Source organism: Leuconostoc sp. XM4, from assembly GCF_055698815.1.
Genome location: NZ_CP134507.1, coordinates 988,082 through 1,002,857, shown reverse-complemented (window position 1 = coordinate 1,002,857; position 14,776 = coordinate 988,082). Strand labels below are relative to the sequence as shown.

General features: G+C 33.0%; 15 protein-coding genes and 2 pseudogenes. All 17 read right to left on the bottom strand.

Annotation, left to right across the window (positions count from 1 at the left end):
* Positions 1 to 7 precede the first annotated feature (7 nt).
* The 17 genes and pseudogenes from RHP64_RS05040 to RHP64_RS04960 all read right to left on the bottom strand — a co-directional run bounded on the left by RHP64_RS05040 (position 8) and on the right by RHP64_RS04960 (position 14,698).
* The gene (locus RHP64_RS05040; RefSeq protein WP_106810514.1) at positions 8 to 979 is read right to left on the bottom strand and encodes a replication initiator protein A; all 972 of its coding nucleotides are present in this window, start codon (positions 977 to 979) and stop codon (positions 8 to 10) included.
* Positions 969 to 1,202: a helix-turn-helix transcriptional regulator gene (locus RHP64_RS05035; protein WP_106810515.1), complete on the bottom strand. Its 234-nt coding sequence runs from the start codon at positions 1,200 to 1,202 to the stop codon at positions 969 to 971. The genes RHP64_RS05040 and RHP64_RS05035 overlap by 11 nt, the downstream gene beginning before the upstream one ends.
* Positions 1,203 to 1,757: 555 nt before the next feature.
* Positions 1,758 to 2,222 carry a MarR family winged helix-turn-helix transcriptional regulator gene (locus tag RHP64_RS05030; protein ID WP_025268123.1) on the bottom strand — a complete coding sequence of 155 codons (465 nt, stop codon included), beginning with the start codon at positions 2,220 to 2,222 and terminating at the stop codon, positions 1,758 to 1,760.
* The gene (locus tag RHP64_RS05025; protein ID WP_025268122.1) at positions 2,219 to 2,617 is read right to left on the bottom strand and encodes a hypothetical protein; all 399 of its coding nucleotides are present in this window, start codon (positions 2,615 to 2,617) and stop codon (positions 2,219 to 2,221) included. Before RHP64_RS05025 ends, RHP64_RS05030 begins: the two co-directional genes overlap by 4 nt.
* Positions 2,618 to 2,923: 306 nt before the next feature.
* On the bottom strand, positions 2,924 to 3,247 hold the full coding sequence (locus RHP64_RS05020; RefSeq protein ID WP_025268121.1) for a hypothetical protein: 324 nt from the start codon (positions 3,245 to 3,247) through the stop codon (positions 2,924 to 2,926).
* A gap of 11 nt (positions 3,248 to 3,258) precedes the next feature.
* Positions 3,259 to 4,141: pseudogene (locus RHP64_RS05015) on the bottom strand (conjugal transfer protein).
* A gap of 81 nt (positions 4,142 to 4,222) precedes the next feature.
* Positions 4,223 to 5,404, bottom strand: a complete 1,182-nt coding sequence (locus tag RHP64_RS05010; RefSeq protein ID WP_025268117.1) for a multidrug effflux MFS transporter — start codon at positions 5,402 to 5,404, stop codon at positions 4,223 to 4,225.
* A gap of 242 nt (positions 5,405 to 5,646) precedes the next feature.
* Positions 5,647 to 5,808, bottom strand: a pseudogene (locus RHP64_RS05005) (serine-rich aggregation substance UasX); the annotation flags it as partial.
* Positions 5,809 to 6,124: 316 nt separating this feature from the next.
* Positions 6,125 to 8,086: an aggregation substance precursor gene (locus tag RHP64_RS05000; RefSeq protein ID WP_242490540.1), complete on the bottom strand. Its 1,962-nt coding sequence runs from the start codon at positions 8,084 to 8,086 to the stop codon at positions 6,125 to 6,127.
* Positions 8,087 to 8,341: 255 nt separating this feature from the next.
* Positions 8,342 to 9,136 (bottom strand): CPBP family intramembrane glutamic endopeptidase, encoded by a 795-nt coding sequence (locus tag RHP64_RS04995; RefSeq protein WP_025268115.1) that lies wholly within the window; start codon positions 9,134 to 9,136, stop codon positions 8,342 to 8,344.
* Between the two features lie 390 nt (positions 9,137 to 9,526).
* Positions 9,527 to 10,027 (bottom strand): GNAT family N-acetyltransferase, encoded by a 501-nt coding sequence (locus RHP64_RS04990; protein WP_025268113.1) that lies wholly within the window; start codon positions 10,025 to 10,027, stop codon positions 9,527 to 9,529.
* Between the two features lie 829 nt (positions 10,028 to 10,856).
* The gene (locus tag RHP64_RS04985) at positions 10,857 to 11,459 is read right to left on the bottom strand and encodes a hypothetical protein (protein ID WP_025268111.1); all 603 of its coding nucleotides are present in this window, start codon (positions 11,457 to 11,459) and stop codon (positions 10,857 to 10,859) included.
* 6 nt (positions 11,460 to 11,465) lie between these two features.
* The gene (locus tag RHP64_RS04980; RefSeq protein ID WP_025268110.1) at positions 11,466 to 11,981 is read right to left on the bottom strand and encodes a DUF3278 domain-containing protein; all 516 of its coding nucleotides are present in this window, start codon (positions 11,979 to 11,981) and stop codon (positions 11,466 to 11,468) included.
* Positions 11,971 to 12,171 carry a helix-turn-helix transcriptional regulator gene (locus tag RHP64_RS04975; protein ID WP_025268109.1) on the bottom strand — a complete coding sequence of 67 codons (201 nt, stop codon included), beginning with the start codon at positions 12,169 to 12,171 and terminating at the stop codon, positions 11,971 to 11,973. The genes RHP64_RS04980 and RHP64_RS04975 overlap by 11 nt, the downstream gene beginning before the upstream one ends.
* A 717-nt stretch (positions 12,172 to 12,888) precedes the next feature.
* Positions 12,889 to 13,380, bottom strand: a complete 492-nt coding sequence (locus RHP64_RS04970; protein WP_128739635.1) for a hypothetical protein — start codon at positions 13,378 to 13,380, stop codon at positions 12,889 to 12,891.
* Between the two features lie 368 nt (positions 13,381 to 13,748).
* Positions 13,749 to 14,279: an alpha/beta hydrolase gene (locus RHP64_RS04965; RefSeq protein WP_025268107.1), complete on the bottom strand. Its 531-nt coding sequence runs from the start codon at positions 14,277 to 14,279 to the stop codon at positions 13,749 to 13,751.
* Positions 14,280 to 14,533: 254 nt separating this feature from the next.
* On the bottom strand, positions 14,534 to 14,698 hold the full coding sequence (locus RHP64_RS04960) for a hypothetical protein (protein WP_155246462.1): 165 nt from the start codon (positions 14,696 to 14,698) through the stop codon (positions 14,534 to 14,536).
* Positions 14,699 to 14,776 lie beyond the last annotated feature (78 nt).

The window sequence follows — 14,776 nt, the reverse complement described above, 5'->3', positions numbered from 1 at the left end:
TTTAAAGTTAAAAGCCTGATGCCGATTGGCTTGTTGTGACAGCAATTCTCAAACGATTTTCCAGGCCACTTGCGAAGTAATTGCCATACTGGTTAATATCAATCAAATGGTCGCTCATATATTCCAATTGCTTAGAACCAATTTCTGATAGAAATAATACATTGCTGACGTCACCTTGTAATTGCCTTTGTAAAGTCAGAACAGAATTACCTTTTTCAAGTTCAGCCGCCAAATATTTATACCCACAATCAAGTGCATTGACAACAATTTCTGCCTGTTTTGGTTCATTCAGCAGTAAGTCTGGAATCAAAGATTGAACAACATTTCGTAACCCAGGATTTTTTTCGATTATTTTTCCGATTGCGATAAACGAGTGTTGAAAATTATTTGAACAATGATTATTATTTATTTCGTCCTCATCCAAATAAGGGGTTTTAGTTTCACTTAAATTAGTCTCACTACTCTCAGTCTCACTTGACTGTCTTTTCGACAGTTCTTGACCTGTTGTTTTAGCGGTTCTTGACCTGTCATTTTGACAGTTCCGGAACTGCCGTTTTGACAGTTCCTTGTCCCCCAATGGATTAGTCCTGTGAATAACTTCAATATCAGCATTTATGTTGCCAACGTACAATCTGTTTGGTTTATTTAGGCCTTGACGTTCTTCCTCAAGTAGGCCAAAAATTGCTAGTTCCTTTTTTAAACTAATGACTTTTTTCTCACCGACACTAAGTATTGTTTGCAGGTCACTATTCTTGTAAATTAAGTAGACATCACCATTTTTATCAATCCAATTATTTTTAATTGATAACAGAAAACGATCACGTAGAATGGCATAAGCCATTTTTGTTTCGAGTTTCATTTCAGCATAAAATTCATTTTCAAATAATGCTTTTGGAATCTTATAGAATCGTTCGTTAGTTTCAACTTGATCTCGGCTAACTCGTTCCATTTTCCTGTGCGTGTCTTGGTCATTTGTCATCAGCATTCCCCTCTAATGTCGCAACAATCTCTTCAAACGGTACATCCATAATTTTGTAAAACTTGATGAATGTAGTTAGCTTTGGATTGTAACTTGGATCCGTTTCAGCTTTTGAAATTGTAGCCGTTGATAATTCCCCTTTTGATTTCACAGCTAATTCCAATTGTGTTAGTCTTTTTCGGTCCCGAAAGGCTTTTACAATTGATCCAAAAGAATGTTTCATTTTGTCTCTTTCTCCCTTGTTTTAGTTGTCAATTTCCATTGATTTTATTACCAATAATTAACCGTCATGAAGACGGTTTCTTAACAGTTTCTTAATATTTAGGCTGTTTTTAAGCAAAAAAAATAAGCTCACACAGGACTTATGAGCTTTTAAAATAACGAATGTTACAAAAACGTTACTCTATTTCAAATTATTGACTTTGGATTTTTAGTAAATTGTGTAATCCCTTGTGCGCCAACGTGTCAACAAGCCTCTGTTACGTTAGATTATGCACGGTACACTAAAAGACGAACGAGTTTATATTGAGATGTCAAGAAAAATAAAAGCAGCTATTTAAAATTATACACTATTTAAATTGGTGTTCTGAGTACTGCTAGTAAGATTTCATTCCTAATATTTGGTACCATGCTAGAATGCCATCATTCTAGCATGATCAAAGTAGTAATAACAACAACATGGTTATTACTACTCGGGCACCAATTCACTTGATTATTAAATGGACAATGTGGCTCATGCTACTAACTTTTATGGCTAACCTAATAAAAAAGCACTGAATCATAACTTTACATTCTGATTCAGTGCATCTATAAATTTTTCAATCGCTAGTAACTCATTATTATCAAAATTATCTAAAATATCTAAATAGTCTTTAACAGCTTGACTATGTAAGCGATCATGTTGTGCAGCCAATATTTTTCCTTGAGAAGTTAGCTGAACTATTTTTTGCCTTTTATCTTGACCGAAAGTGATGGTAATTAATTGGTTGATTTCAAGTTTATTGATAAGCCTTGAAACAGCAGGTTTACTAATAGACAGCATGCTTGATAATTTTGTAATACCACACTGAGTGTTGGAATTGATTAAGGACAAGGCTTCTAGTTGTCTTAATGAGAGCACCTCATTAAGACTTTGAAAATCGTTTGACTGACTGAGATGGTCTTTTTTATTTCGAACTTGTGCTTGAGCACTGTACAATCTAATTAATTTTTTAATTATACTATTCTGTAAATTTTGCGTCATTGTTTACTACCTAAGTCATTTAAAGTTTTATCATCCAACGCCCGCGTGAGCTCTTCGCATCTAACAATTTTATTTTCATTTACTGTAAATACCGCAAACACTTCAACATGGCCTACTTTTCCATCAATTTTGGTAACGTTAACTACATAATGAAGAAATATTTTCTGATTTTCTACATCAAACATTTCTTCTTGAAATTCGGTTACTTGTATTTTTCGTGTTACCTTTTGTAGGGCCACGATATGTTGTTTGAATTGGTTGAACGTTGAGTTTACGCTATCTGTTGTTTGGAGATATTGCGTATCAAAGTATCTTTCTATTTTTTCTACCTTGAGGTTATTTAATACATCTGCATAAGCATCTTCTATTAATGTTTTCATTTCTTGCTTTTCCATAAGTTCCTCCAAGTATGTAACATGTTAACCTTTATTAGTTAACATGTTACATATTAATCTAAAAGTATTTAATTGTCAACAATCAATAGGTAAAATTCAAAAGAATATTGTCTACCCCAGTCCCGCTAGTCATTAATTTTACAGGCGTGGTTTATACCACACCTGTAAAATTAATTGAGGGTTCAAAAGACTCAATTCCGTCTGCTCTGTGGCGCTTTCACAATCGCATGATAAAGAGTCTGTAAGACGCAAGCGTAAAACACAGTCTCTACAAAAAACACAAGGACGTGGCAAGTTGCTGCGAAATTAATGCGTTAAGGCATATTTAACAGTTGTCTCAAATGGTAAATCATCAACTTTGAATACTTTGTTTAATTGGTAAACGCCAACTAGTGTGCCAACCAATAAAGCAAAACCCCATGTTAAAGTACTATTATTCACAGTATAAAGTTTGAACACAAAAATAATCAAGGCATTGATCAATGTTGTGATTGCCAAAACACCATCAATTAAGATTGTAACCCACATATCTTTTGTTTCGTTCTTACCATAATGTCCGATTGCCCGACCACCAGCGATAACAACAACACCAAAAAGCAACACAGGTTTCAAAGCGTTATAAATATCCATAATACTCCTTTCTATGCTTGTACAAATTTAGTCACGAAATAGGTTGATGATTGTTTCTTCAGATCTAACCTAATTGTCTGTACTTGCAAAATGTTTGTACCATGAACTTGAACTGTCATTGTCGCTGTCACAACTGGTTTTTCACTCATACCAGTTACTTTGATACTACTATCATCTAACGTCACAAGGTCAACTGCACCATTTAACCCCACAGGGTCGGACATTAACATTGACATATATTTAGTTGAAGATGATACATATTTTGTGCAAATTGTTTGGTAAACTTAACGACTTTTGTCGTGACTTCATTATTGTTTATTGTCTTACCAGTTTTTGAAAATATAGCACTGCCAATGTGTCCAACACTATCAATCGTGTTCGCAACATAAGGCAAACCAATCACGGTTAGTTTTTCATTTTCTGGTGCATACGGTACGTTGACATAGTGAATATGCCATTTAATTTAGCACTATCTAACTTCCTTTTGGAATTACCCACGTTGTTAGGTAGTGTGATATTATTTGCCAAATATTTGCTTAATTGTTGGGAACGAACGACTGTCAGCGTTACTATCTGATGAAGCATAATAAAGTGTCAAAAAGTTGGCAAGATATTGACCGACAACAGGGTTGTAACTTGTTGTACCAGCACTTGCTTTATCCAATTTTTTGCTTAAAGTTGTGACCGTTGCACGCAACGTTTTATTCTTTTGAGCGATCGCATTAGCAAGTACCAATACATAACTAAAGTAAATAAAAAGTCCTATTGAAAATAGGAGAACTATCTTACGTACCTTACCTAAATTCATTGTATGAGCTTTAGGTATTTTTACTGCTTTTTCCTTTTGTTTTTTTCATACTAAAAATTCACTTTGAGTTTTGGGAGACCACGCATTTCACACCCCCCTTTCAATAATTTTTAGCAAAATAAAAATCAATCATAAAATATGATTGATTCTTGAAGTTTAATAATTAATCAGACATTTTTATAACTACTTTTATTGACGAAAATCAGAATAGATAAGCCAATTGCCAATGCCAAAGTATATATTGGAAAAACTAGAATGTTTCCAGTATGAATGATACTCATGATGAAAGTCAAAATGCCAATCATACAATAATACATAAGACCAAAAATCCCACTAGCAATACCGATAACTTCTTCATAAGCATTTAAAGAGGTTTTTAGAATAACAGGTAGTGCAATATTGATGCCTAAGAATATACCAAAGATTGCAATGTAAATCATCAAAATATTGGCACTAGAAAAAGCCCAAATTGAAAAAATTGAGCAGGCAACAGCAATACAGATTCCTAATCGAATAACATTAAAACTGTTAGTTTTCACGGCTGATTTATTGACAACATAAGCACCTGTAATCGTTCCTAGAGCAATTAAAATACCTGTATTGCCGTAAGCACTGGTACTAAGTTTTAAATTATTAATAAAAATAAATGGTGCTTCAGAATAGAAGTTAAACAATATTGCATTGAAAACTGCAATGGCAAAAGCATTCAATAGAACGAATTTGTCTTTTAGTAACCTGAACGCAACGGTTATTAATGCTTTAAGCGAATAATCAACTTTCATCAAGTTAGTTTCAGGTAGCTTAACGGAAGTGAGTATCAATAATATTATGGCCAATACTATTAGAAATAAAAATACGCTCATGTAATGAAAATGAGTGACTAGTTGCGCGCCAATAATCGGCCCAATAGCCGGTGCAATAGAGATAACTGCGCCGACAGTCGCAAAAATTTTGGTAGCTTTTGAACCTGAGTAACTTTCACGCATGATTGCTTGTGTGATAACAGATCCTACACTAGCGCCAAAAGCTTGAATAAAACGACTCATCATAATTAAGTAAAAGCTATTAGAATACAGTAAGGAGATATTGCCTAATAGGTATATCAAAATTCCCATTAGCATGATTGGCTTTCTGCCGTATTTATCAGATAGTATACCCCAAATCAATACGCCTAGAGCGAATCCAATAAAATAAATACTTACGGTCAATTGAATATTAGAATCAGTAACTTTCAATGCTTTGCTTAGTGTGGGCAATATTGGTGTAAATATTGACTCGCTTATTTGCGGAAAACCAATTAATAAGCAAAGTAATGCTACGGATAGTTTAGATTTTTTTCGGGTGTCCATTTTTTAACCTCTTAGTTTATTTATTCTTTAAATGAACACCCTTATTTGACTACAGCCTCTAATGCAATAAAAATAACGTAAGGCATTTTTATTACTCCTCCAATTTTTAAGGTATTGAAAAAATCAATATAATATTAATATCCTAGTATTATAACATATCCGTCACAACTGATTAAGAATCACAAATGCTTACGCTTGTAAATCAAACCACCCAAAGCAACTAAACCAGACATTGCCAATGCTAAGATGCCATTCTTAACTTGTGGCAACACCTTAGCAGTTGCTTGTACTGATTGTGCTGTACTAGTATCAGTTGTGGTTGGTACCGTATCAGCGTTGACTGCTTGATGACCTAATGCTAAAGCACCAAGCACTGAACCTGCGATTAAAAGTTGTTTCTGCATTTCTTATACTTCCATTTCTTAAAATTTAATATCATTAAACACTGACAAGTCACGATACAATTTCTGTAAATCAGTCTTAAATTGACTCATTGCTTCATCAAATTGCGCCATCGTACGCTCATTTTCAACGCTAGCGACTAAAATTGGTAGCGTGCCAACAAGCAGAGTCCACTAAGTCTAATTGTGACTGTAAATAATTGAGACGTTTCTTCACTTCTCGATTTTCAATAACTGACATAACAGTCTCCTTTACAATTGGGCTTCACACCCCATTTGGTTATATTCTGTGATAACGTCACGAGATCAGTTGTTTTTATTAGTTTTGCTTTTTACCTTTTTTTGAGATACCAAAAGCCAAACCAAGACTAGCTAACCCTGCCAATGCACTTAACAAAACGCCACCCTGATTTTCATTAGCATGCGTTGTTGGCAAAATACTTGCCGTTTCAACTGCCTTTGGCGTTTCGGGTGTAGCTGTCTTTTCAACCTTTGGTGTTTTCTTAATGTTGTAATAATGCACTGCAACCTTTTGTGGTTGTGGCTTATCAGCATTTGGCATATCCGAAACCGTTACCTTTTTAACACTAGCAACTGGTACAGCAGGCTCTTGACCTTTAGCAGGTGCGACAACTTGTACATGATGTACTGTTGCTTTTGGTGCCGTAGGCTTCACAGGGTCTTGCTCATAAGTTGGTGCCTTTGGCGCTACGTTAGTATTCTTAATTTGCGTTGATACTTGACCGTGTTTATTCCAAATCCAGTTATCATCAACAACCAATACCTGTGTCAATGGACTAGTCTCATTTGGTGAAATTTTGAAAGTCTTGTTAATTTGAGCAGTCTTATTGATTGTCTTTGAGAATGTCGTATTGCCGTCATGGTAAACCGAAAATAGTTCGTTGCCGTCATTGTCATAGACGTGGAAATTGATATTTTGGTTAACCGCTTGGTTTTGATAAGCATTGGTATACATATATGAATACAATTCAATTGATGAAATCGTCACGGTTTCTGTGCCGTCACCATTTGAAACAATCTTCCAATTGACTTTACCTTTCAAAACACCATGACCAATGATGTGTACACCGTCGTTCATATCGTGTTCCAGCGTAAACTCACCTGTTTTTTGATCAACAGTGGCATTCATAAAGGTTTGATATTGACCAGATGAAGCATCAGTTTGCGTTTGGGCTGTCATACTTGTCGTATGGTTAGTCCCATTCATATAATCTTCAAGTGCTTTTTCATAGGCTGCTTTTTTATCAGCATTTGCCTTATCAACCGCTGCCTTTTGTGCTTCATAGTCCGCTACTTGCTTTTGATATTCAGCCGTCAATTTAACGAGTGTTGCTTGGTCAGCCTTTTCACTAGCAACACCACTAGCTACTGCTTTGTTGTACAAATCAAGGTTATAAGCCATTGCATCTAATAAATCTTGACCCTCTAAGCCAGTCAAATCTTTGTACTTTGGCGAAACTTTTGAAACTTCAACACTAACATCAAGTCCAGCATTTTTGCTTGCTTCAACTGGCTTATCAAGGTCTGATGTTGCATTATTCAAATCAGTTTCGCCTTGTTTAACCGCTTCATCATGGTCAGCGTTAGCTTTAGCATAATCAGATTGCTTTTGTTGGTATTCAGCCGTTAACTTTGACAATGTTTCAGTATCAGCTTTTTCACTTGCCATACCGTCTGCGATTGCTTGCTTATACAAGTTAATGTTATAAGCCATTGCATCTAACAAATCTTGACCCTCTAGTCCAGACAAGTCCTTATATTCAGGTGAAGATTGTGCGACTTCAACGTTGACTTTAATACCAGCTTTTTCACTAGTATCAACTTGTTTATCAAGGTCTGATGTGGCATTATCCAAATCTGCTTGACCTTGCTTATTCAAATCAGATAAGACTTCATTTGTTTTTGATGAAGCGTTGTCATCATTGATTATGACATCAGTTGTCTTACCAGTGGTCACATCAACACCAGCTTTTGAAGCGGTGTCCGCATCACTCTTAACGGTATCTTGTGCTTTATCGACCGCATCTTTTGCTTGGTCTTGTGTCACACTTGAACCAGCAGTTGTTGGCACTGTGCTTTTTTCAGCAGTTGAAGAAACAGTTGCAGATTTAGTGGCATCATCAGTTGTCGCCTTGTCCGTAGCTATACAAGTTGATGAAGCAGTTAATTGAACTTGCTTGTCGTTTTGCGTGGCATCAGTTGTTTTAACAGCTTGTGCATCAGTCGTTGAAACTGTATCAGCATTTACATATGTTAGCACTCACAGTAACACCAGCAACTGTAACGGCTCCGACAACTCACAACTTACTCGATTTTTATAATTTATACTTTTTTGAATTTTCCATAATTTTTAAATAAAAAAGAGCTGTTTATCAGCTCTTATCCTTTCTCTCAAATATTTTTTTAATTAATTTACAGTATCTATCTTTTGTTTTGTTCAAAAAATGATAATTCCTATCAGTCTTGACATCGTATTCGATGGCTTACATATTTTGAGAAACTGTTTGTCAATAAGTTAGTCTGATTGTTTGTCGGGTAAATATTTTAAATTCATTTCTGATTTTTTGGGTCTTAAGCACCACAAGGAATATAGCCCAGGAATAAGAGCGTAAAAAATTAACATAGATGCCCAACCATCATCTTGAGATAAATCAGATGTAGGTGTCCAGAAAGTAAAATTATTCAAAAAATGAATTAAAATACTATAGAATATGCTTCCAGTTCGCATATATAAAACAATCGAGGTCATGCCCAAGAAGAATGTGGAAACTACCTGTTGATTTGTAGCTACAAGTGTAGGTGCATTAGGCATTAGTAAATTAAAATAATGTGTTATTGAAAAAATAAAAGAAGTTACGATTGCAATAAACATCGGTTTCCATTGACTATTTTCAATAGATAATGCCAATCCGATACCACCAAAGCCTCGATCTCGCATTTCTTCAAAAATAGCTGCGCCTAACGCACTAGCAATAGAAGCCATAACGATATAAAAAGAATATTCTGTTGCACTGGGGAGAATTGCAAATGTATCGATGCCATACAAGAATAGAGGGACTATCAGTATTGACCATTGTTTTTTTAAAGCAACAATATTCGGGCTAAATATAATTTCCTGTTTGAAAAACCGTTTTGTCCAATTGAAAATTACTAATGTAATAGAAACAACAATAATAAAATAAATGAATTCATAATACGGCTTTGATTGTAACCCATCAAAGGTATACAAAAGAATTAGTGTAATTACTTTGTATACTAGGTATGCTAACCACATACCACCTATTGTTGAAGCAAACTTTTTCCAATTCATTATTATCTCCTTATTTATCAAATAAAGATAATGTACCAAAGTAAGCTGGCGTAGTCAATATTATCTTGTTTAACGTTACACATGTAAGTATATTGTTTAAAAAAATTTTTGTTCAAATGTTCTCTTGTAATTGATTGATTAAATGCAAATCCCTAAAAGTTTGCTGTACAACAATAAATAAAATAGTCATCACACTAGCAATTATCATAGCTAAATGTAGTGAGCGACTTAAGCTCATAAAGAGCAACAATGTAGGGAAAAAAAATCCAACATAGACGAGCCAAACCCCAGCTATAAAGCTAAAATAAATCAAGTTCTGTGCCATTGTAACAACCAAAAAAGACCGATTGTTTAATCAGCCTTTAATCTTTCTCATTATATTAATCAGAGCTACTTGGTCTGACGTTTTGAAGTAGGGTTAAATTTTTCTAAACGATACAACTCTTCGGAATCGACTTCATCTATACCATTTTTAAAATCGTAGCCCATTTTCTGATAAAAATGTAACGCCGTTTTAGATGCAGGTATTTCAATACGTGAGGCTCTTAAAAAGTATTCGTCTGTTTCCAAGGTTTCAATTATTTTTCTGCCCAAACCGTGACCTTGATAATCTGGGTCAACAAAAATATTAAATAGACTACTTTCAGACTGGCTTCCCCAAAAGGGGCCAATCGAACCGACACCTATAATTTGGTAGTTATCAGAATTTTCGATAACATAACAATGAAATTGTTCTGCACGTTCAATTACATCATTCGCTTGTAGTGACTTTAAATCGTTTTCAATGTATTCCATTGAATAGTCTTTTATATTAGTTGTTTTCATTGTCTTAGCTATTAATTGAGCAACTAACTCAGCATCAGTATTTAAAAATCTTCTTACCCTATACATATATAACCTCCACAGAAATTATTTTCATTATAATCTTGTTTAGATTAAATGCAAACTGCCTTTGTATAGTCGCAAGACCGCCTTGTTATTTATTTTTGTCAGCTTGGTTAGTAGCTTTCTTACTTTGATTTGATGCTGGCTTGTCTAGTGTCTTTTCATCAAGAACTATCAATGTGTCAGCATACACCAATTGGCTGGCCTTTTTCTTTTCCTTCTTGTTTCAACATTTCAGGTCGTGTCTCTTGACCCTTTTTTTGCAAACCATAGGTGCATGTTGAAGTGAACGAACAGCGCTTTAATGGGTTGATTCATAAATCATTTATATTCTGTCAGGTTCAAGGTCTTGTGAATAACCACTTGATATAAAAATACACCTATAATTAAGCGGACTAAATAAAAATTACTCATTGTTTTAGTATAAGAGTATTTATAAGCAACTCAAACTATTGACTGCAAATTCTCTTGTGTTTATTGAGCCAATCTTCTATATTTTTCACTTTAGCATTTACTGGAACTGTCAGTGACCCTAGATAAAATATAGGCTCACTTATTTTATCAAAAGGAAAACCCAATCTACAAAATTTGTCATATAAATCACTATCAATACATGCAACAATAACAGCATTATCTGGTATATGAGACAACATATTTTGAAACAATCTCAATGTATAAATAAAGGACAATTTTTTAGTGGACGCATAGCGAGCAAATTCGTATACTTCCGTATACTGGAAATCTTTTGATCCAAATGATTTAAAAAAAGGTAATTTGGGGTTGCTTTTTATTAGTCGAGCAGTTAGCTGACATTGTTTTATGATGCATTCCTTTTTTAATTATTAATTACTCTACTCTGTTTACCCTTCCTCAACTTAATTCGCCAATAGTTTATCACTGCAAACATACCAGATATAGTTATCAAAGCAAGTAGTATACGATTTGTGTAAGCAAACCAGGTTTGATGAACAATGATTAATATGCCCGCTTGATTTTGTACAATCATTTGGTTTAGTGTAACCATTTTAATAATCGTCATAATCTGTATTGTAAGAGCAAACAGACAACCGATGATAAATAATAGCGCCACACTTATTTTAGTTTTGTAAAAATATCCTATCGCCCCAATGGGTAACATTAAAATTGCTAAAACAATCCAGTGTAAGTTACCTGTAGCAGTTAATGGATTTAAAACGTAATAAGTTATAACCATGCTCCACATAAAAGCCACCGTATTCATAGCTGACTCTTGCCAACTATCAGAATATGAACAGATTATCAAAGTAATAACTGCCCAAGAACCTAAATCAGTAGCCATAAAGGTGATTATGTTTTGACTCCATTGATATTTTAGATGCGGAGCCATTTGCATTAAATAACCTATCACACCACCCAAAAATATAAGCATGAAAAACTTAAGATGTTTTTGTCTAATCATTATTTACTATACTTTCTTTAAATTCATTCTTTGAAATAAGTACATGGCTACACCAAAGAATGTACCAGCAAAAATTGCTCCAAATAAAGAACGTATAGACCGAAGATCACTAAATTCCGGAGACATTAGTACGGTAAATAAATAATTGAACACTCCAAAGAAAATTCCTTGACGTATGGCTAAGTATTTAAGGTGTTTCTTTTGAGTTTCAATATCTTGAACTTCATTCTCTAACAAATGACGACGACGTGTTGTAATCAGCACATACCCACAAATACCACATATTAGAAAGATTATGTTCGCTATAATGTACCACATTAAGATATCTTCAGTATGCCGATGGTTATCGAGACTAAAAACCAATAAAACAATAAAGTTACTAAATAAGGCATAGTAAAACATAGCTATAAAGCCGGTATTTCCTATTTTATAAATTTCATTACGCCGATATTCATCTAATACCCCCTGAACACCATAAAAGCGTTTGAGTAGTTTTGTTGCTAGTGTTTCTTTAGTCTTCATTATATTCCTCCCAGAAAAGTGTGTTCAGATCAGTTTCAAGCACATGAGCTAACTTCAAACAAAGCGATAATGATGGATTATACTTATCATTTTCAATCAAATTAATGGTCTGTCTCGCTACCCCAATTGCTTGTGCTAATTCGTATTGTGACATTTTTTTTGCTTTGCGATACTCTTTGATATGATTCATACTGAACTCCAGTGTCATTTATATGTGACTAACACTAGTCTAAAATATTCCATCAAGTGTGTCAAGTATATATGACACATTAGTTCGTGGTATTTATTTTGATAGGAATAAATTTTTGGGTCTTAGTATCGAACCAACCATGTAGTAATACGATTTAATTTTCCAAATCACTGGTGAAACTTTTTAATATTTGTTTTTCGGCTTGTCTGGCTATATTGAATGGTATAATCTTTTCCCGCACAATGTGTTATTGTTGGATTATCTAAATCACCATTTGATGGTGAATAGTGGATTTTTAAAAACTAGGTCATGTACTGATCCACTAGTGGATTATAACTGGTTGTTCCAGCATTTTCTTGGTTAATACGTTGATTCAAAGTAGCAACTGTTTGTTGTAAGGTTTTATTCTTATGCGCAGTTTCATTTGCTAAAAGTAGCACATAACTAAAGTAAATAAAAAAAACCTATTAATATTAATAGGACAATCGAACGAACCCGACCTAAGTTCAAAGTATGCACTTTAGGAATTTTGATAGGTTTTTCTTTCTTCTTTTTTTTCGTACTCAAAATTGATTTTGAGTTTTGGAATTCTGGGCATCTATGCTCCTTTCCTAAATAAATTTTTACTTTTACAATTATTGAATTATACTTCTATGGCTCAATTAAACATCTTGATGCGTTTTTACAAGATACTTTAATTACACTAGAGCGCTTTGTTTAATTATTAGTTTCAATCTTTTCTAGAGTATCTATTTTATAAATCAATTCATCATTAATATTAGCAATAATAATTAACATACAATTTAAAATTCGAAGATAATTTATGCGATGATCTTCATCTGAAAAATGTTTAGACGCACCATGTAAATATATGTTTCTTAAGGAAAGTGCGTCACTAAATAGAGAATTATCAAGGCAATAACTTAAATAATTAGATTCACTTGTAGAAAATAAATTTGAGTATCTGGTAACATGGGTAGTTGCTTTCAATATGCTGTTTAATGTTGTTTTTGATAAAAATTTTTCTTCAACGTAATTAAAAGAATTAAATATTTTCAAAATTTTATTGTCATTTTGAAAATATTTAAATACAACATTCTGATTAATTTCTAAATATTTATTTTTTATAAATGAATGAATATTGTCATATCTTGGTTGGTGCATGTATTTTAAATTATTAACATCAATTTTATTTTCTTTTTGAAGCAAGATAAATTGTCTTAGTATTGATTCGATTTCAATTACAAATAACTTGTTTTTAGTTTCTGAAGGCAGTGTGTCCTCAATCAAAGCTAAATTATATGTTTCAAAATATTCTTGATTATTGAATAATGAACTATACTTATTTACATTATTAACAAATAACTCGGAAAATACATTGGTTTCTAATCCTTATTTTAAGGTTGTTTAACATCTTGATTCCGCAACTAAGTTTCTAAAAAAATACAGATACCCAATATGCAATCTGTTTTGCTGAGTATCTGTATTTTTTGATTTAATCACATTATTGACTTAACTCATAATTTACAACTTTTAAATGTTTGAATTGTAATTTTGACAAACCGTTATGACAAAAATTACGTATATTGTTTTAACAATAGCTTCAATAATGGTTGGTTCTTTTTGGTAAAATGGCCATCATTACGCAAAATTAAAGTACCACCCAAATGATCAAACAAAATTTTACCTTGTTTTTCATCACAATTAAAAGGATCATTAAACGAATTAAGTATATAGAATTCTTTTGAATTGTTCTTAATCTTATTCCAGTCATAAGAATTTTTTAACGTTGTATGTCGCATACCATTTGGCTGACTATAACCAGCAATTAGATAGACAGATTTAGCTTGAATGCTGATGTTTTCCAACAAAGCAAAGATAATATTTGTTCCAGCTGAATGACCAATCAAAATAGTGTTTTCATCAATTACTAAATTCATTTCATTAATTCTAATTAATGTTTCTGTTAAGGATTCTTGATCAAGTTTTGGTAAATCAACAACAACTGCAGTAATCCCACTATCAGTTAAACTCTGAGCGATATTTTGATACCAGAATTTGTCTACCGTAGCATGTGGTGCTGATCCATGAAAAATAATTGCGTTCATTAAATTTTCCTCTTTATCTAAGTCTAACAAAAAATTAATAAATTATTTATCGTGTAATTTAATTAATCATTAATCTTTTCCCAACAAAACCGTAATTTCATTATACGAACAATTGTTCTGTTTAGCAAGAAAAAATAGTTAAATAAAAAAACCTTTAAACAATTGCTAGTTGTTTAAGGTATTTTTATAGTGTTTTAATTAGATGATTAGATTGGTAAACAACAAATAATTAGCAAAATTAAGTTGATTAGGAACTACTTGAGGAACAAATTACGTAACTCTTTTGGTGATTTAGTTGAAACATCAACGCCAGTTTTACGTATGCTTTGTTTATAGTGTAACTTTGTATAGATAGTCACACCTGTAATATAAATCATGAGAAAAATAACCATAATGATTATTTGCGTTTGATCAGTCATAATACCTCCAAAAAATTAAGACGTGTAATTCATTGAATTTACCATATTATCGAACAGATAACAATATTATAGTGTATC